This is a genomic window from Jiella pacifica (assembly GCF_010500815.1).
GTDB classification, from domain to species: Bacteria; Pseudomonadota; Alphaproteobacteria; order Rhizobiales; family Rhizobiaceae; genus Jiella; species Jiella pacifica.
This window is the reverse complement of sequence record NZ_JAAAMG010000028.1, coordinates 42,096-59,444: the sequence shown is the minus strand read 5'-3', so window position 1 is coordinate 59,444 and position 17,349 is coordinate 42,096. Positions and strand designations below refer to the sequence as shown.

The following is a 17,349-nucleotide window of genomic DNA, read 5'->3' as shown; positions in this document are numbered from 1 at the left end:
CCAAACGGAGGGCCAGGTCACCAAGCTCAAACTTCTCAAGCGCTCAATGTACGGACGTGGGAACCTCGATCTCTTGCGCCGTCGACTCCTCTTGGCCGCGTAAAACCACACAACCTGCGCAAGAGCCGGGAAACCGGTACCACCTCAGATCATGGCGCGACAAGTTCATGGCAGCGCAGGCCGGCCACGAAGGTCTGGGTCTTCCAATTGCCGAATGGCGAATCGGCTCGCAGGCGCTCGCCCCTCAGGCGGCGGCCGCGCAGCGGCGTCATATTGGTCTTCACGCTAATTTCGTCGATGAACACCAGCCGCGCCGGCTGCCGGCGCATGAAGGGCTGGCGGCGGTCGCGCCATTCACGACGGGCGCCTTCACATCGCAGCGTTCTTGCTCCGATGCCAGCAGCGCTATTTATACGTGAACCCCGCCCGGCACAGGAACTTGGACAGCTTTGACGGATCGACCATCACCCCATGCTGCGCCTCGAGCCAGGCGGCAGGATCGGGCATCGTGATGTCCGATTTGCCTTTACCTTCTCGATGATGGCTTTTTGATAGGGGCCGAGCTTGCCCGTTCCCGCCAGGCTGCCTTGCTTGAGCGGTGCCACGGACCCCGTTGCGGCATAGCGGGCCTGCACCCCGCACCGCCGTCGATGGCCTCCTTCGAGCCCCGCCACCATTGAGCGACCCGCCCCGCCCGCCTCGAAGCCTCGCACGATCCGAAGTCGTAAATCCGATACAACTGCTTTCCCCATGGCGCGCCGTCGGCACCACAGAATCAGACTTGGTCGACAAACGGAATAGCGATTCCGAGTTCCCGCCCGACGCTCTGGCTAGAAAAGTCCGCTCTTGCGCACCTGTGCAAGATAGCGCTTCATCCGGATGAGCCGCTGGTTCTGGACCCGGCCGAGGCGCCTGGCGACAAGGGTGGAGAGGATGTCGACAGTCACCAGCGCGGCGATGCGCGACGTCGTCGGGGTGAACAGGTCGGTATTGTCGAGGGTCTCGACGTTGATCAGGATGTCGGCATAGTTGGCGAGCGCCGTCTGCGAGGCGCCGGTGATGGCGATCACCTTGGCGCCCTGCTCGCGCGCCAGACGCGCCAGTTCGATGATCGAGAGCGTGGTGCCGGTGTTCGAGATCGTCACGGCGACGTCGCCCGGCCGCATCATCGAGGCGGCCATCAGCTGCTGGTGGCTGTCCATGGTCGCATGGCAGGGCAGCCCCAGAAGCGGGAACTTCTGCTGCAGATCCTGTGCGACGATCGCCGAGGCGCCGTATCCGAAGATCTCGAGGCTGCGGGCCGTCAGGATCAGCTCCACGGCGGCGTTGATCTGGGTGAGGTCGAGCTTGTGACGCGCCCAGTCGAGCGAGGTCATGGTGTAGTCGAAGATCTTTGCCGCCACCTCTTCCGGCGTGTCCTCCTCGATGATGGCAGACTGGGTCGCCGGCGTGCCGAGTGCAAGGCTCTGGGCGAGCCGGATCTTGAAGTCCTGAAAGCCGTCGCAGCCGATCGCGGTGCAGAAGCGCAAGACGGTGGGCTGGCTGACCTCGGCGATCTCGGCCGTCTCGGCGACGGTCGAGTTGAGGATGCGATGGGGATCGTCGAGCAGCGCGTCCGCCACCTTGCGGTCGGACTTGCGCAGATCGGTGCGGATCACCCGGACCAGTTCGAGCATGTTGCGCGGCAGTGCCGTATCCGCCGGTTTGTTCATAGTCTCAGCCTGTCTGCTCTGGCCCGAGACTATAGAAGCGGTCGAGCCGGGCCGCCACCGCATGGGGCAGATCCGACCGGCTTGCAAGCGCCTCGACCGTTTCCCGCGGGACTGTGTTGAAGGCGAAGAGATCGAAATGATGAGCGATCATGGCGCCGATGCCGGTGGCGCGGCAGAGATCCAGCGCTTCCTCCACGCTCATGTTGCCGGGGACGCCGTTCGATGCCCGGACGGCATCCCGGCCGTTGACCGGCAGCAAGGCGAGATCGGCATTCAGCTCACGCACCTCCTCGACCTGACCGTCGAACGGCACGGTGTCGCCGGAGTGATAGACCGTGGCGCCACCAAGGCGAACGGCAAGGCCGAGGAACCGGTAGAAGCCCTGGTCGTCGCGTTCCAGCGTCTCGTGAGCGGCCCGCACCGCAGTGATCGACAGTCCCGGCCATTTGCATGTTTCGCCAGCGTCGATGCCGATCAGCCGCTGCTTGGGGACGCAGGAGCGCTGCAGTGCCACCGCCAAGGCCGATTTCGGCACGATCAACGGCGCATCGAGGTTATTCGCAAGGAGCTGCGGCAGCGTTCCCGGATCGAGGTGGTCGGTGTGGGCGTGGGTGGCGAGCATCGCATCGACATGGAGGATCTCGCAAGGCTCGACCGGCGCCGGCATCATCCTGACATGGGCAAAGCGCGCGCCGCGATACTTCTCCGCCAGCGAATCCGACAGATAGGGATCGATCACCACGCGCCGGCCGCCCCCCTCGACGACGAAGCCGGCCTGCCCCAGCCAGAACAGCTGGACACGCGCGCCCGGCGGTGCCGCAAGGACCTCGCGAAGCGGTGCGTCGAGGGGGTGCTCAGCCAGCCACATGGCAGGCTTCGCCGAGATGCTGCAGCAGGCTGTCGACTGCCAGGTCCGTGGCGCGCCGGACGCTTTCGTCGGTCAGGCCGCCGATATGGCTGGTCGCAATGACCTTTGGATGGGCTGCGAGCCCACCCGCAGCCGGTGGCTCCGGCTCGAAGACGTCCGTGGCATAGGCGGCAATCCGCCCCTCGTCGAGCGCGGCGACGAGCGCGGCCTCGTCGATCAGGCCGGCCCGGGCGGTGTTGACGATGATCGCCCCCCTTTTCATGGATGCGAGCGTGGGCGCGTCGATGAGCGGCGCGCCTTCGGCGGACATCGGGCAGTGCAGGGTGACGATGTCCGCGCCATCGAAGAGCTCCGCTCTTTCGACGTAGCGGACTCGCCCGGCGAGCCGGCCAAGGTCAGGCCGAAACGGATCGAGAGCGAGGACCTTTGCGCCGAACTCGGCGAGAATGCCGGCGACCTTGCGACCGATCGCCCCGGCACCGACAACGCCGACGACCGCGCCTTCGATCTCCCGCCCCTTCGGACGCGGCCAGCCGCCGCCGCGAACGCCGTGGCAGACCTCCGGCAGATTGCGGCAGGCCGCGACGCAGAGCCCGACGGCGAGTTCGGCGACGCCCGTCGCATTTGCAGCCATCGCCCGGGCGACCCGGATGCCGCGCCGTTCGAGGTCGGCCAACGGCAGATTGTCGACGCCGGAGCCGTTGCGGCTGATGACGTGAAGCCGGTCCGCAGCGGCGATCACCGCCGGCGAGATCGGCTCGACGCCGGCGAGCCAGCCCTCGACCTGCGGCACGAGCCGAAGGAGTTCGGCTTCGTCCGGCGTCTGGCCGGCCGTCGAGAAGATGAGTTCGTGACCAGCCTGCCGCAGCCGTCCGAGTTCGGCCGGCGGCGCCGCCGTCAGCGACCGCGGGGTGATGAGGATGCGGGCCATCGCCTCAGCCCTTCGCGGCCTTGAGGGCGATGTCGGTCAGGCGGTCGATGGTTGCGGCGTCGGTGCCGATGGAGATGTCGAACACCTCCGCGATCACCTGCGTCCAGCCATGAATGAAGTAGGTCCAGCCGTCGACGATGGTGAGTCCCTGCTTTTGCGCCTGCGCCCGCGCCTGATCGAGGAAGACGAGGTCGCCGCGATAGTTCAGGTCCCACACGACTGCCTCGCGCGGGAACGCCGCGGCGTCCGTCAGCGGCGATCCCGGCGCGTCCTTGCCGAGGCCGGTGGCGTTGATCACCAGGGAACCCGGCTTCAGGGCCGGAAGGACGGCGTCGTTGTCTGCCGGCGTCGGCGCGAGGACGTAGTCGACAGGCACGTCGCTCTCGATCTGCGAATGGATGTGGCGGATCTCGTCCAGCCGCGGCTGCGAGCGGTTGGAGACGACGATGCGCGCCGGCACGTCATTGCCGCGCTCCTTGCGCATGAGATGCCAGGTCAGCGCGATGGTCGAGCCGCCGGCGCCGATCGAGAAGACCTCGGCCCCTGTGCGGGCGAAGTAGCCCTCGCCGAGAAAGCCGTCGATCGACAGGCCGGAGGAGATCGGATCCTTGGCGTGACAGACGAGCCTGCCGTCCCTCTTCGAGATGCAGGACGTCTCCTTCATCAGGACAGCGAAGGGATCGATCACGTCGAAAAGGTCGCGGCAGGCGTTGAAGAGGTCGATCTTGTGGGTGGTGACCAGCGCGCCGAGCGACAGCGGATCGTCGCGGATGAATTCCACCGCCTCGCGGTAGGCGGCGGGCTCGGCATGCAGGGGAAAGTCGATGCCTCTCATCTCGGCGTCGCCGAGGCCGAGTTCCCGCGCCCAGGCGGGAAACACCTTCATGATCGAGCTTTTGCCCGTGGTGACGCCGATGAAATAGAAGGTCGGCCTTTCGGCGGGCTGATAGCGGCTCATGGGCGCAACTCCCTAGCACGGGCGACGGCGGCACGCGCCTTGGCGGCGATCGCCTGCCAGTCGCCGGCGCGCATGTCCTCGGCCTTGGCGATCCAGGTTCCGCCCACCGCCGCGATCTCCGGCAGGGACAGCCAGTCCGCGATTGTGTCCAGCGTAACGCCGCCGGTCGGGATGAATTTTGCCTGCAGATGCGCGAAGGGGGCGCTGATGTTCTTCAGCATCGAAGGGCCTCCGGCGGGCGTTGCCGGGAAGAATTTCATCAGGCGGCAGCCGCGAGCCGTCGCGAGGGAAATGTCGGAGGGCGTCATGATGCCGGGTGCGAAGGGCAGGCTTGCCGCCTCGGCGGCTTCGACGACCGCAGGATCGAACCCCGGCGCGAGGGCGAAGGCGGCACCCGCACTCACGGCACGTTTGACCTGATCGGGGTTCAGCACCGTCCCGGCCCCGAGCAAAAGCTCCGGCCGCTTGTCGCTGAGCAGGGCCATGACGTCGGCGGCGGCTTCGGTCCTGAAGGTAATCTCGGCAACGCCGAGGCCACCTTCGAGCAGCGCGTCGGCGAGCGGCACGGCGTGGTCGATACTCTCGATAGCGATGACCGGCACGACGCCGATCTTCGCGATTTCGGCGAAAGCGTCACTCATGCGGCCATCGCCTCGCCGGAGAGGATCGCATCGACTTCCGCCGCGCTGCGCTCGCGCCAGGCCGGATTCTCCTCGGCGACATAGCCGCCCTTCCCGTCGTCCATGACGCGGACGCGCATGCCGCCGGAGCGCTCGATGATGCCGTAGTCCTGGCCGGAGTCGGCCGGGTAGGAAAAGAACATCACCAGGTCCTCGGAGCCGATATTGACCGAGCGGTGAATCCAGAAGGGCGGCACGTAGCAGACCTGCTGCGGCCCCATCTCGACCAGCCTGACCTCGCCGCCCGGGCTTTCGAGCTGCATGACCCCTCGCCCCGACAGGGTATGGTAGATCTCGGGACGGTCACCCCTGGCATGGATGTGACCGCGCGTGAGGAAGAACTCGCGCCCGACCTTGCCGGGCTCCATGCGCGTGACGCCCATGATCAGGTCGGAAGTTTTTTCTCCGGGCGTGTAGGACGTGACCTCGTAGGCGACCTTGTCCGCCTTTTCCGCGAGGATCGCCTCGAAGCCGGCTGCGTCGGCGTAAAGACCCGCCAGATCGCGATAGGTCTTCCGGTAGTGCCCATCGCCATTGACCAGCATTCCGGTCGCGACGGAGATGTCGCAGCGCCGTGGCTCGGCTACGCGCATGACCTCAATCCTCCATTTCTTGTAACTTAAATACGTTTGAAGCCGAGTTTACGCCCTTCATTCCGGCTTCCGCAACCTGTTTGGTAATTTCACTACATTTTTTGTTCGAGTCGTTGACGCGCTCGTTTTGCCGGATTAGCCTCCGATGTTGTGCCCGCCGCCACAGGTCTCCCGACACCATGTCCGGAAACTGTGCTGCCGCCGGGCCTTGATTGGGAGGTCAAAATGAAGCTCGCGATTTTCGCTGGTGCCCTTCTGGGCGCCACGGTGATGACGTCTGCCGCAATGGCACAGGAGAAGTGCTCGGTCGGCGTCTCGATGTACACGCTCGATGCGCCCTACTTCGCGGCCCAGGAAGCCGCCGCCCGTGATGCGGCCGAGGCGGCCGGCTGCGACGTACGCACCGCCGACGGCCAGAACGACATGGTCAAGCAGATCGGCGACATCGAGGACATGATCGCCGCCGGCGTCAACGTCCTGATCGTCAACCCGCGCGATCCGCTCGGCCTGGTTCCCGCGGTCAACGCGGCGACGGCCGAAGGCGTCAAGGTTGTGGCGATGGACTCGATGCTCGACGCATCCGCCAACTTCATCACCAATGTGTCAGCGTCGAACGCCGAAAATGGCAAGCTGGTCGGCCAGTGGCTGGCGACGGCAACCGGCGGCAAGCCGCTCAAGATCGCGCTGGTTTCGGGCCAGAAGGGCAATCTCGTCGGCGAGGCCCGCCGCACCGGCGTACTTTCCGGCCTGATGGAGGCCCAGCTGACCAATTACGGCCACGCCGACATCTCCGTCGTCGGTCAGGGTTGGGGCAGCTGGTCGACCGACGGCGGCCTGACCGCCATGGAAGATCTTCTGACCGCTCATCCGGACATCAACGTCGTGCTCGGCGAGAACGACTCCATGGTCATCGGCGCTCGCGAGGCCCTGAAGGCCGCTGGTCGCCTCGACGGCGTGCTTCTCGTCGCCGCCGCCGACGGCCAGAAGGAAGCCTACAAGATGATCAAGGACGGCGAATACGGCGCCACCGGCCTCAACGATCCGGCCGCCCTCGCCAAGATGGCCGTCGACATCGGCGTCAAGGCGCTGAACGGCGAGGAGCAGAACCTCGGCAAGTACACCTTTACGGACCCGGCCGCCGTGACGAAGGACAACGTCGACCAGTACTACAAGCCCGACTCGGTCTTCTGATCGTCCGGTGATCGCCGGGTTCAGGCCCGGCGATCACCGCCGTTTCGACATCGCGAAACGCAAGGGGTGCGGCCCGTGACGGCCCTGATTCAGCTTGAGAACATCACCAAGTCCTTCGCCGGCGTCCACGCGCTGACCGACGTCGACTTCGACCTTCACGCCGGCGAAGTACACGCGCTTGTCGGCGAAAACGGCGCCGGCAAGTCCACCCTGATGCGGGTTCTCGGCGGCGAGATGCGGCCGAATGCCGGTCGCACGCTGATCGAAGGCGAGGAGATCCGCCTCGCCGGCCCGACCGACGCCATAAGGCGCGGCATCTCGGTCATTCATCAGGAAATGGCGCTGGCGCCCGACCTGTCGGTCGCCGAGAACATCTTCCTCGGCGCCCTGCCGCAAGGCATCAACTGGCCGCGGCTGAACGAGCGCGCACGCGCGCTGATCGAGCGGCTCGGCTTCGACATATCCCCTCGCACGCAGGTCGCCGATCTCGCCGTCGCCCATCAGCAGGTGGTCGAGATCGCCAAGGCCCTTTCGCGCGACGTCAAGGCGATCGTCTTCGACGAACCGACGGCCGTCCTTGCCAGCGGCGACGCCGAACGGTTGCTCGAGATCATCAAGGGCCTGCGCGCCGAGGGCGTCGGCATCGTCTACATCTCCCACCGGCTCGACGAGATCTACAAGATCGCCGATCGCATCACCGTCATGAAGGACGGCCAGCGCGTCGGCACGGTCACGCCGGCCTCGACCCCCGTCGAAGAACTCATCCGCATGATGGTCGGCCGGCCGCTGTCGCAGCTGTTCGGCGACAAGCCTGAGACCGCCATCGGCGAGGAAGTGCTGCGGATCGACGGCCTCACCCTGCCGAACGGCGTCCGCGACGTCAGCTTCTCGATCCGTCGCGGCGAGGTCGTCGGTCTCGGCGGGCTCGTCGGCTCCGGCCGGACGGAGGTCGCACGGGCGATATTCGGCGCCGACCGGATCAGCGGCGGCACGATGCTGCTGAAGGGGGCCGCCTACAGCCCCCGCTCCCCCCGCCATGCCGTAAAGCAGGGCGTCGGCCTCGTGCCGGAAGACCGCAAGAGCCAGGGCGTCGTCCTGGACATGGAGATCCGCAAGAACGCCACCATGGCGAAGAGCGGGCCGATCACCCGCGCCGGTTTCTTCAAGCCGAGCGCCGAGCGCAGCGTCGTCGAGAGGCTGATCCGCTCCCTGCGCATCAAGCTCGGCTCGATGAACGATCCGGTGTCGAGCCTCTCCGGCGGCAACCAGCAGAAGGTGGTGCTCGCCAAGTGGTTCAACGCCGATCCCGACCTCATCATCCTCGACGAGCCGACACGCGGCGTCGATGTGGGTGCGAAGACCGAGATCTATTCGCTGATCCATCAGCTGGCCTCGGCGGGGAAGGCCGTCATCGTCATCTCCTCCGAACATGCCGAACTGTTCGGGCTCTGCGACCGGGTGCTGGTGATGGGCGAAGGGCGACTTCGGGGCGAGCTGCAGCCTCATGAATTCAAAGAAGAAAAGCTGCTGACGCTGTCGATGACCGGTCATCGGCAGAGCGGCACGGAGGGCCGGGCATGACGGACAACGCGGCAACCATCAACGAGACGCCGGCCCGAAGCCGATTCAACTTTGGCAAGGCGTTTCGCCAATACGGCACCGTCATCATCTTCGTCCTGCTCCTGATCGTGGCGCAGGAACAGTCCGACGCCTTCCTGACCGAGCGCAACGTCATGAACGTCCTGCGACAGATGTCGGGGATCGGCGTCATGGCGATCGGCATGCTGTTCGTCATCCTGACCCGCGGCATCGATCTTTCGGTCGGCTCCATCGCCGCCCTCGGCTCGGTCTCCGCGGCCGTTCTCATCCAGTCCTATCCTCTCCCGGTCGCCCTCCTGATGGCCATCGGAATCGGCGCCGCCTGCGGGCTGATCTCCGGCGCGCTGATCGCCTTCTTCCGCCTGCCGGCCTTTGTCATCACGCTCGCCATGATGACGGCAGCGCGCGGCTTCGCACTGATCCTGTCGAACGGCCAGCCGATCATGCCCGGCCCGGCCGGAGCGCCGCTGCAGGCGTTCGGCACGTCCTTCAGCCTCGGCTTCCCGAACCCCGCCGTCCTGATGATCGGTCTCTTCGCGCTGGCCTTCATCATCCTCAACTACAGCCGCTTCGGCCGGCTGGTGAAGGCGATCGGCTCGAACGAAGAAGCCGTCCGCCTCTCCGGCATTTCGGTGCCGTGGTACGTGCTGTCGGTCTATGTGATTTCCGGGGCCCTCGCCGCGGTGGCCGGCGTTCTGATCACCTCGCGCTCGGGCGTCGGCTCGGCCTCGGTCGGCGCCGGCAACGAGCTCGACGTCATCGCCGCCGTCGTCATCGGCGGGGCGAGCCTGATGGGCGGACGCGGCGGTGTGATCAACACCTTCATCGGCGTGATGATCCTCGGCGTCATCGGCAACATCATGAATCTCGCCGGCGTGCCGGGCTACCACCAGCAGGTCTATCTCGGTGTCATCATCGTCGTCGCCGTGCTGATTCAGAACGGCTCCACCCTCTTCCGTCGCTGATCATGGAAACGACGGTCGCAATCGACATCGGCACGGGATCGACCCGTGCCGCCCTGATGAGCCCGGACGGCAGGGTGCTGTTCGTCGCGGCCCGCGAATATCGCCAGATCGTTCCGGCCTTCGGTTGGTCCGAGCAGCGGCCAAAGGACTGGTGGGACGCCGCGAAGGCCTGTCTGGGCGAGGTCACGGACCACGCCCGCGGCGAAGGCCACACGGTGGCCGCGGTCTGCGCCTGCGGCCAGATGCACGGCACGGTGCTGGTGGATGCCGACGGCGAACCGACCCGCGACACGGTCCCACTCTGGAACGACAAGCGCACGCTTGACCATGTCCGCGCCTTCGAGGCCAAAGAAGCCCTCGCCGACTGGCTGCAGCTGACCGCCAATCCGCCGACGCCGGCCTGGCCGGCCTTCAAGCTGCAATGGCTGCGCGACAACGATCCGGAGGCCTATCGCCGGACCGCGAGCGTGATGATGCCGAAGGACTTCGTCAATCTCAAGCTGACCGGCGAGCGGGCGATGGACTGGACGGATGCGGCCTGCTCCTTCCTCGTCGATGCTTCGACCGGAACGTGGTCCAAGACGGTGTTCGATCGTCTGGGCCTCGACATTTCGATGATGGCGCCGATCCGCCTGCCGTCGGAGATCCTCGGCCGGGTGACGCGGTCGGCCGCCGCGGAGACCGGACTTGCCGAGGGAACGCCGGTACTGGTCGGCGGGGGCGACTATCCGGTCGCGCTTCTCGGCTCCGGCGTCTGCCGGCCGGGCCTCGCCTCGGAGGTCGCCGGCACCTCGTCGATCGTCACCCTCATCGCGGAGAAGCCGGTTCTCGACGCCGAGATCAGCAATGTCGGGACGCCCGAGGGCAACTGGGGCGCCTTCGTGCTGCTCGAAGCGGGCGGCGACAGCGCCCGCTGGGCCCGCCGGACCTTCCACGACGACGCGGTCGGCTATGCCGAGACGCTGGCCATGGCCGAAGCTGCGCCGGCTGGGGCCGAGGCGCTGTTCTTCCTGCCCTATCTCGTCGGCGAGCGGCTCGGCGAACACCGCAATTCGCGGGCCCAGTTCTTCGGCCTGTCAGCCCGTCACGGACTGCCGCAGATGCATCGCGCCGTGCTCGAAGGCGTCGGTTTTGCGGTCAATCGTCATCTGAAAATCATGGAGCGGGCGACGGGCACCGTGCCCGAGGTGCTGATCGCGTCCGGCGGCGGCGCGAAGGCCGACCTCTGGCTGCGGATCAAGGCCAGCATCTACGGCAAGACCATCCTCATCCCCGAAGAGGCCGAATGTGGCCTCGTCGGCTGCGCGATCCTTTCCGCCGTCGCGACCGGCGCCGATGCGGACCTCGATGCCGCAGCGGCGCGGATCGTCCGCCACACGCGCGAAGTCCGGCCGGAGCCAGCCTGGGCCGAGACCTATGCCCGGATGCAGCCGATCTTCGACCGCCTCTATGCAACGGCCCAAGATTTTTACGACGACCTCGACGCGCTCGATGCGCCAGGTGCCTGACCTCGGGAGACACTCGATGAACTACATGGACCGCTTCCGGCTGACCGGGCGCACCGCTCTGGTAACGGGCGGCGCGCGCGGCATCGGCCTTGCCACCTGCGAGGCGCTGGCGGAGGCCGGCGCCCGGGTGATCCTTACCGACCGCAACGGCGAGACGGCCGAGACTTCCGCCGCGACGCTGCGCGGCAAAGGCCACGACGTCGTCGCCGATCAGTTGGAAGTTACCTCTTCCGCGGCCGTCGAAACGCTCGCCGGCAAATACTCCTATGTCGACGTGCTGGTGAACAATGCCGGCATCGCCCGCTCGAACGTCCCTGCCGAGACGATGAGCGACGACGTCTGGCGCTCGGTGATCGACATCAACCTCAACGGCCTGTTCTGGTGCTGCCGCTCCTTCAGCAAGCAAATGCTGGAGCGCAAGGCCGGCTCCATCGTCAATATCGGCTCGATGTCCGGCTTCATCGTCAACCGCCCGCAGGAGCAGGCCCAGTACAACGCCTCGAAGGCGGCGGTGCACCAGCTGACGCGCTCGCTGGCGGCCGAATGGGCGCCGCGCGGCGTCCGGGTGAATGCGGTGGCGCCCACCTACATCGAGACCGAGATGAACGCTTACGTCTACGACGATCCGGAGCTGATGCGACACTGGGTCGGCGGGACGCCGCAAGGCCGGATGGGCCGGCCCGACGAGGTCGCCGCCGTCGTCCTCTTCCTGGCATCCGAAGCGGCGAGCCTGATGACCGGATCCATCGTCCTGGCGGACGGCGGCTACACCTGCTGGTGAGGGAGGAACACATGTACATTAAGGGAGCCCGCTTTCCGGGCCGCTATATCCAGGCGCCGGGGCTGATCGCCCGGCTCGGCGAGGAATCCAAGAGCCTTGGAACGAAGGCCCTGGTCATTCTCGACGGCAACGTCTCGTCCTTCCTCGAGCCGTCCGTGCGGGATGGCGTCCAGCCGCTCGAGACGACGCTGCTCATCCATGGCGGCGAATGTTCGGAGGCCGAAATCGGCCGGGGCGTCGAGGCCGGCAAGGCAGCCGGGGCCGATCTCGTCATCGGCATCGGCGGCGGCAAGGCGCTCGACACGGCCAAGGCGGCCGCGTTTCGCCTCGGGAGCCTGCCGACGGTGATCGTGCCGACCATCGCCGCATCCGACGCGCCCTGCTCGGCGCTTGCCGTGGTCTACACCGAGCATCACACGGTCGATTACGACTACTTCCTGCCGCGCAATCCCGATCTCGTCCTCGTCGACACCGAGATCGTCGCCAGGGCCCCGGCCCGCTTCCTAGCGGCCGGCATCGGCGATGCGCTGGCGACCTGGTACGAAGCGGAGAGTTCGCGCATCGCCGACGCGCCGAACTGCTGGGGCACGCACGGGTCGCCGCTGGCCTTCGAGATTGCGAGGTTCTGTCGTGATACCATCGTCGAACACGGCGCCAAGGCTTTGGAGGAATGCGATGCCGACACCGCTGGCCCAGCGTTCGAGAAAGTTGTCGAGGCGAACATCCTTCTTTCGGGAGCCGGCTTCGAGTCCGGCGGCGTCGCCGGCGCCCATGCCATCCATAACGGGCTCTGCGAGCTTCACGACGTGCACGGCTACCTGCATGGCGAGAAGGTGGCGATCGGCGTCCTCGGCACGCTCCTGATTCACGGCCAGCACGAAGAGTTCGCGAAGGTGCGGGATTACTGCCGCTCGGTGCGCCTGCCGACCACGCTGGCGGAGATCGGCATCACCGAAGTGACGGACGAAAAGCTCCGCAAGGTGGGGGAGCGCGCCTGCCGCCCGGGGGATCTCATGGACAACGAGCCGATCCGCATTTCGCCCGACATGGTGGCTGAAGCGCTGCGGCAATTGGCCTGAAGGGAGGCTCGGAATGGACGCAATTGCAACGGACACTTTGCTTGGCAGCTTCCGCAGCGATCTTTTCGCCGGCATGCACGTGATCTCCTCCGGTGCGACGAGCGGTATCGGCCTCGACATCGCCCGCGGTTTCGTCGCTCTCGGCGCTGACGTGACAGCCCTCGGGTCCTCGGTGGAAAAGATTGCCTCTCTCAAGCGGGAAGACCCGCGTCTGCGCTTCGAAGTGCTGGACGTGCGCGACCGGGAGGCGGTGAAGGCCTTCTGCGTCAGGCAGACGCGCTGCGACGTGCTGGTGAACGGCGCCGGCATCGCGCGCGGCGGAGCGGAGTGGGACGAGGACATCTGGCTCGACACCATGGAGGTGAACCTCAACAGCCAGTTCCGCCTGGCGATCGGCCTGAAGGACCGGCTGGCCGAGGCGAAGGGCAGCATCGTCAACATTGCCTCGATGCTGAGCTACATGGCCGATCCCGGCGTTCCGGCCTATACGGCCTCGAAGACCGGCGTCCTTGGCCTGACTCGCGCCCTTGCCCACAAATGGGGACGCGAGGGCATCCGGGTGAACGCCGTCGCGCCGGGCTACCACAAGACCGACATGACCAAGCCGATCTGGTCGGTGCCCTTCGGCGAGGAGGCTGTCTCGCGCCGCACCGCGCTCGGCCGCTGGGGCACGACGGCCGATCTCGTCGGACCCTGTCTGTTCCTCGCGTCGCCTGCGGCCGCCTATGTCACCGGCATGTGCCTCGAGGTCGACGGCGGCTTCGTCAGCGGCAACCCCTTGGAAGAATGAAGGCATCGGCTCTTCGAATGCGAAAAGGGCGGCCCCGCGGGGCCGCCCTTTTCTTTGACCGGTTCGATCTTCGGATGCTAGCAACGGCAGCCCGGCGCTCAGGTCGCTAGGCGCGACGGCCAGAGGCCGAGGATGTTGCGCCACGGCCGGCCGCGCTTGCGCAGCACCATGATACCGTCGGCGACGAGCACGAGGACGAGGACGGCGCCGATCACCACCGCCTGCCACTCCGACGGCACCAGCAGGAGATTGAAGGCGTTGGTGAGAAGCGTCACGAACAGTACCCCCGCCAGCGCGCCCACATAGGAGCCCTTGCCGCCGGCGATCGAGCCACCGCCGATCAGGCAGGCGATGAAGATCTGCATTTCCAGCCCGTCGCCCATGTAGCGGTTGGCCATGCCGACGCGGGCGGTCATCAGGACGCCGGCGAGCGCTGCCAGCCCACCCGACAGGACGAAGCACCAGAACTCGGTGCGCCGGCGGGCGATGCCCATCGCCTCCGCCGCCACCGGATTGCCTCCGAGGAACAACAGCTTCCGCCCCGGCAGCGTCAGCCGCATGAAGCCCTCGAAGCCGATGCAGAGGATCAGCGAGAACAGGAAGATACCCGACAGGCCGCCGAAGCCCCACTGGCCGAGCATGCTGAAGCCTTCGGGAAACGAGGTGAAGCCGCCGAGCTGCTGGCCGGACATCACCACCTCGATCACCCCGCGCGTCATGTAGAGGACGCCGAGCGTGACGATCAGATGATTGATGCCGAGATAGGCGACCAGGAGCCCATTGAACGCGCCGATCGCCGCGCCCGTCATGATGCCGGTCGCAAAGGCTACGGGCACCGGCATGCCCGCATCGAGCGCCATCGCCGAGGCGATGCCGGAAATGCCCATCACCGCGCCGACCGACAGGTCGAAACGGCCGATCATGAACAGCGTCATCATGCCGAGCGCCACGATCAGATTCGGCGCCACGGCCGTCTGCAGCGAGGCGAGATTGTTCGGATCGAGGAAGGCCGGCGAGATCGATGTGAGCACGAGGGCCAGAAGGATCACCACCGTGAAGGTCAGCGTCTCCTGTTCCAGCCGTGCCGAGCGCAGGAAGGACGTCTTGCGGATGCTGCTCATGGCGCCCTCACTGGCCGCGACGGTTGAGAACGGTGTCGAAGGCGACGGTCGCGATCAACAACGCGCCGATGACGAACTGCTGGAAGACGGGCTCGATGTCGTACATGATCATCCCGTTCAGGACGAGCGCCAGCAGCAGGAGCCCCAGCGCCGAGCCGCGCAGGTCGCCCCTGCCGCCGTAAAGGCTGGCGCCGCCGATGATCGCGGCGGTGACCATGACGAATTCGAGCCCCAGACCCATGCGGACGTCGGCATGGGTGATGCGCGAGGCGGTGAAGATGCCGGCGACGCCGGCCGTCATCGCGCTGGCGACGAAGGCCAGGATCTTGATCGTGCCGACCTGGATGCCGTGGACGGTCGCCGACTTCACGTTCTCGCCGATGAAGCACATCTTTCGATAGAGCGCCGCGCGCCGCTGGAAGCCCCAGGCGAGCAGCACGAGTACGATCATAACGACGATGGTGATGCGGATGTCGAAGAGGTTGGTCCGCGCCAGGCTGCGGAAGGCCCGCGGATAGGTCTGGCCGCCGAGATCGTTTGCCAGGACGTTGGAAAGGCCGCGCACGAGCAGCATCGAGCCGATCGTCAGCATCAGCGAGTTGATGTTGAAGCGGACGACGAGGAAGCCGTTGACGAAGCCGATCGCCGCGGCTGCCAGCAACGCCACACCGGCCGCCGGCCAGAAGCCCCAGCCGCCCACGAGAAGCGCGCCGGTCAGCGTGCCGGTGAAGGCGAAGACCGATCCGACGGAAAGGTCGATCTCGCGCATCACCATCACATAGGTGAAGCCGACGATCGCCAGGAAGTCGATCGACACCCCGAACAGGATCGAGTTGAGATTCTGCCAGGTGGCGAAATTTTGCCGCGTCAGTGCCAGGAAGGCGAAGATCGCGAGCGTCACCAGCGCGAGCGCCAGGATATTCGAGCCGAAGCCGTTGCCGGCGAGGAGCGGCTTGTGCTTGCGTGCGGGGGTGTCGTCCAGTCTCTGGGTCACGGTCACGATCCCCTCCCCTCTCAGCGGTTGCCGGCGGCGAGCGCCATGACGGCCGCTTCGGTCATGTCCGCCCCTCCGACCTCTCCGGCCACCCGCCGCGAGCGCATGACGACGATGCGATGGACGAGGCGCAGCAACTCCGGCAGATCGGAGGAGAAGACGAGCAGCGCCTTGCCGGCCGCCGCCTCGTTGCGCACGACGTCGTGCAGCTCGGCCTTGGCGCCGACGTCGACGCCGCGGGTCGGTTCGTTGAGGACGATCACCTCCGGCGCGTTGGCGAGGCAGGCGGAAATCGCCACCTTCTGCTGATTGCCGCCGGAAAGTTCACGCGGTCGTCCCTCCGGCCCCGGGACGCGGATCGCGAAACGGCGGATGTCGGTTCGGGCGAGTTCGTCGACCTTGCCGGCATCCACGAGGCCGAGGCGCGAGAACCGGTCGAGCACAGGCGCCGAGACGTTGTCCGCGATGGTGCGGTCCATATAGAGGCCGGCTTCCTTGCGGTTGCCGTTGAGATATCCCAATCCCCGGCGCATCAGGCCGGCGGGGGAGACGTCGCGGACCGGCTTGCCGAGCAGCGAGAGACTGCCTGACGTCGGCGGAACGATGCCGAAGAGCGCCTGCGAGAACGGTTCGGCACCCGAGCCTTCCAGGCCGAAGACGCCGACGATCTCGCCCTTGCGCACGTCGATCGTCACGTCCTCGAAGGCGCCGGAAAGGCTCATGCCCTTGACGGCCAGTGCGACCGGTGCCGCAGCGACGGACGACAGGTCCGACACCGCCACCGGGCCGAGGTCGCGTCCGACCATGCGCCTGATCAGGTCGTCCTCGCTGAGGCCCTCGTTGCGCAGCGTCTCGACGAACTGGCCGTCGCGCAGGACGGTGATGTCGTCGGCGATCTCGAGCACTTCGGGCAGCCGGTGCGAGACGTAGAGGATCGTGTGGCCGCTCTCGCGCAGGCGCTTGATCAGCGCCATCAGCGTCTCGGCCTCGCGATTGTTGAGGCCGGAGGTCGGCTCGTCGAGGATCAGCAGGCTGGCGTCGCTTTCCACCGCCCGCAGGATCTCGACGATCTGCTGCTGGCCGGGGGTCAGCTGGCCGAGGATTTCGCGGGTGTCGACCTGCACGCCGAACAGTTCGAGGAGTTCGGCGGCCCGGCGGTGCATCCTGGCGAAGTCGATCCGCCCGCCCCGGCGCGGCATCCGGCCGACGAAGATGTTCTCGGCCACCGACATGTTGGCGAAGACCGCCAGTTCCTGATGGACCATGGCGATGTCGCCCTCGGCCCGGTCGGACGCGCTGGTGACCCGGCCGGAGAGACGGATCTCTCCTTCGTCGGGCTCGATCTCGCCATGGATGATCTTCAGCGTCGTGCTCTTGCCGGCGCCGTTCTCGCCAAGAATGGCATGCACCTCGCCGCGGGCGACGTCGAAGCCGACCTCGCGCAGCGCCTGGACGGCGCCGTAGCTCTTGCTGACGCGCGACAGGCTGAGGATCGGCTGCGCCGCGACCGAACTGGTTTGGGCATGCGGCAGGGTTCCGGCGACGGACATGAAGCCTCCCGTGGAAATGCCTGCGGGCC

17 protein-coding genes are annotated in these 17,349 nt (G+C 66.7%); 8 read left to right on the top strand and 9 right to left on the bottom strand.

The genetic code is table 11. The annotated features are described in order from the left end of the window. Positions 1–167 precede the first annotated feature (167 nt). Positions 168–419: a hypothetical protein gene (locus GTK09_RS28180; RefSeq protein ID WP_163465867.1), complete on the top strand. Its 252-nt coding sequence runs from the start codon at positions 168–170 to the stop codon at positions 417–419. 411 nt (positions 420–830) lie between these two features. Here GTK09_RS28180 and GTK09_RS23600 read toward each other — a convergent pair whose 3' ends face one another. The 6 genes from GTK09_RS23600 to GTK09_RS23575 are packed head-to-tail and all read right to left on the bottom strand — an operon-like array spanning position 831 to position 5,742. Beyond that, entirely contained in the window at positions 831–1,712 is an 882-nt protein-coding gene (locus tag GTK09_RS23600; protein WP_163465866.1) for an SIS domain-containing protein, read from the bottom strand. Between the two features lie 4 nt (positions 1,713–1,716). After that, a complete protein-coding gene (locus GTK09_RS23595) occupies positions 1,717–2,580 on the bottom strand; it encodes an MBL fold metallo-hydrolase (protein WP_163465865.1) in 864 nt (287 codons plus the stop codon). Further along, entirely contained in the window at positions 2,567–3,511 is a 945-nt protein-coding gene (locus GTK09_RS23590; protein ID WP_163465864.1) for an NAD(P)-dependent oxidoreductase, read from the bottom strand. The genes GTK09_RS23595 and GTK09_RS23590 overlap by 14 nt, the downstream gene beginning before the upstream one ends. Before the next feature lie 4 nt (positions 3,512–3,515). Further along, on the bottom strand, positions 3,516–4,469 hold the full coding sequence (locus GTK09_RS23585; RefSeq protein ID WP_163465863.1) for a shikimate dehydrogenase family protein: 954 nt from the start codon (positions 4,467–4,469) through the stop codon (positions 3,516–3,518). Continuing rightward, positions 4,466–5,110: a bifunctional 4-hydroxy-2-oxoglutarate aldolase/2-dehydro-3-deoxy-phosphogluconate aldolase gene (gene eda, locus GTK09_RS23580; protein ID WP_163465862.1), complete on the bottom strand. Its 645-nt coding sequence runs from the start codon at positions 5,108–5,110 to the stop codon at positions 4,466–4,468. The genes GTK09_RS23585 and eda overlap by 4 nt, the downstream gene beginning before the upstream one ends. Then, entirely contained in the window at positions 5,107–5,742 is a 636-nt protein-coding gene (locus GTK09_RS23575) for a glucose-6-phosphate isomerase (RefSeq protein WP_163465861.1), read from the bottom strand. The genes eda and GTK09_RS23575 overlap by 4 nt, the downstream gene beginning before the upstream one ends. Positions 5,743–5,967: 225 nt before the next feature. Between GTK09_RS23575 and GTK09_RS23570 the strand changes: the two genes are divergently transcribed. The 7 genes from GTK09_RS23570 to GTK09_RS23540 all read left to right on the top strand — a co-directional run bounded on the left by GTK09_RS23570 (position 5,968) and on the right by GTK09_RS23540 (position 13,655). Continuing rightward, positions 5,968–6,933 carry a substrate-binding domain-containing protein gene (locus GTK09_RS23570; protein ID WP_163465860.1) on the top strand — a complete coding sequence of 322 codons (966 nt, stop codon included), beginning with the start codon at positions 5,968–5,970 and terminating at the stop codon, positions 6,931–6,933. Between the two features lie 75 nt (positions 6,934–7,008). After that, positions 7,009–8,514: a sugar ABC transporter ATP-binding protein gene (locus GTK09_RS23565; protein WP_163465859.1), complete on the top strand. Its 1,506-nt coding sequence runs from the start codon at positions 7,009–7,011 to the stop codon at positions 8,512–8,514. Then, complete coding sequence (locus GTK09_RS23560; protein ID WP_163465858.1) at positions 8,511–9,497, top strand: ABC transporter permease; 987 nt, start codon at positions 8,511–8,513, stop codon at positions 9,495–9,497. The genes GTK09_RS23565 and GTK09_RS23560 overlap by 4 nt, the downstream gene beginning before the upstream one ends. Then, a complete protein-coding gene (locus GTK09_RS23555; protein WP_376768048.1) occupies positions 9,494–11,005 on the top strand; it encodes a xylulokinase in 1,512 nt (503 codons plus the stop codon). Before GTK09_RS23560 ends, GTK09_RS23555 begins: the two co-directional genes overlap by 4 nt. A 16-nt stretch (positions 11,006–11,021) precedes the next feature. Then, on the top strand, positions 11,022–11,786 hold the full coding sequence (locus GTK09_RS23550) for an SDR family NAD(P)-dependent oxidoreductase (RefSeq protein ID WP_163465856.1): 765 nt from the start codon (positions 11,022–11,024) through the stop codon (positions 11,784–11,786). 11 nt (positions 11,787–11,797) lie between these two features. Further along, a complete protein-coding gene (locus GTK09_RS23545) occupies positions 11,798–12,865 on the top strand; it encodes a glycerol dehydrogenase (RefSeq protein ID WP_163465855.1) in 1,068 nt (355 codons plus the stop codon). Between the two features lie 13 nt (positions 12,866–12,878). Beyond that, the gene (locus GTK09_RS23540; RefSeq protein WP_163465854.1) at positions 12,879–13,655 is read left to right on the top strand and encodes an SDR family NAD(P)-dependent oxidoreductase; all 777 of its coding nucleotides are present in this window, start codon (positions 12,879–12,881) and stop codon (positions 13,653–13,655) included. Between the two features lie 98 nt (positions 13,656–13,753). On the opposite strand, the gene GTK09_RS23535 is transcribed toward GTK09_RS23540, so the two are convergent. The 3 genes from GTK09_RS23535 to GTK09_RS23525 are packed head-to-tail and all read right to left on the bottom strand — an operon-like array spanning position 13,754 to position 17,320. Then, on the bottom strand, positions 13,754–14,776 hold the full coding sequence (locus GTK09_RS23535; RefSeq protein WP_163465853.1) for an ABC transporter permease: 1,023 nt from the start codon (positions 14,774–14,776) through the stop codon (positions 13,754–13,756). Between the two features lie 7 nt (positions 14,777–14,783). Continuing rightward, a complete protein-coding gene (locus GTK09_RS23530) occupies positions 14,784–15,770 on the bottom strand; it encodes an ABC transporter permease (protein WP_163465852.1) in 987 nt (328 codons plus the stop codon). A 20-nt stretch (positions 15,771–15,790) separates the two neighbouring features. Next, positions 15,791–17,320 carry a sugar ABC transporter ATP-binding protein gene (locus GTK09_RS23525; RefSeq protein WP_163465851.1) on the bottom strand — a complete coding sequence of 510 codons (1,530 nt, stop codon included), beginning with the start codon at positions 17,318–17,320 and terminating at the stop codon, positions 15,791–15,793. Between the last annotated feature and the right edge of the window lie 29 nt (positions 17,321–17,349).

What these genes read in the sequence shown, in the direction of transcription:
- GTK09_RS28180 (WP_163465867.1), top strand. Translation starts at nt 168, where the DNA reads ATGGCAGCGCAGGCCGGCCACGAAGGTCTGGGTCTTCCAATTGCCGAA.
- GTK09_RS23600 (WP_163465866.1), bottom strand. Translation starts at nt 1,712, where the DNA reads ATGAACAAACCGGCGGATACGGCACTGCCGCGCAACATGCTCGAACTG.
- GTK09_RS23595 (WP_163465865.1), bottom strand. Translation starts at nt 2,580, where the DNA reads ATGTGGCTGGCTGAGCACCCCCTCGACGCACCGCTTCGCGAGGTCCTT.
- GTK09_RS23590 (WP_163465864.1), bottom strand. Translation starts at nt 3,511, where the DNA reads ATGGCCCGCATCCTCATCACCCCGCGGTCGCTGACGGCGGCGCCGCCG.
- GTK09_RS23585 (WP_163465863.1), bottom strand. Translation starts at nt 4,469, where the DNA reads ATGAGCCGCTATCAGCCCGCCGAAAGGCCGACCTTCTATTTCATCGGC.
- eda (WP_163465862.1), bottom strand. Translation starts at nt 5,110, where the DNA reads ATGAGTGACGCTTTCGCCGAAATCGCGAAGATCGGCGTCGTGCCGGTC.
- GTK09_RS23575 (WP_163465861.1), bottom strand. Translation starts at nt 5,742, where the DNA reads ATGCGCGTAGCCGAGCCACGGCGCTGCGACATCTCCGTCGCGACCGGA.
- GTK09_RS23570 (WP_163465860.1), top strand. Translation starts at nt 5,968, where the DNA reads ATGAAGCTCGCGATTTTCGCTGGTGCCCTTCTGGGCGCCACGGTGATG.
- GTK09_RS23560 (WP_163465858.1), top strand. Translation starts at nt 8,511, where the DNA reads ATGACGGACAACGCGGCAACCATCAACGAGACGCCGGCCCGAAGCCGA.
- GTK09_RS23550 (WP_163465856.1), top strand. Translation starts at nt 11,022, where the DNA reads ATGAACTACATGGACCGCTTCCGGCTGACCGGGCGCACCGCTCTGGTA.
- GTK09_RS23545 (WP_163465855.1), top strand. Translation starts at nt 11,798, where the DNA reads ATGTACATTAAGGGAGCCCGCTTTCCGGGCCGCTATATCCAGGCGCCG.
- GTK09_RS23540 (WP_163465854.1), top strand. Translation starts at nt 12,879, where the DNA reads ATGGACGCAATTGCAACGGACACTTTGCTTGGCAGCTTCCGCAGCGAT.
- GTK09_RS23535 (WP_163465853.1), bottom strand. Translation starts at nt 14,776, where the DNA reads ATGAGCAGCATCCGCAAGACGTCCTTCCTGCGCTCGGCACGGCTGGAA.
- GTK09_RS23525 (WP_163465851.1), bottom strand. Translation starts at nt 17,320, where the DNA reads ATGTCCGTCGCCGGAACCCTGCCGCATGCCCAAACCAGTTCGGTCGCG.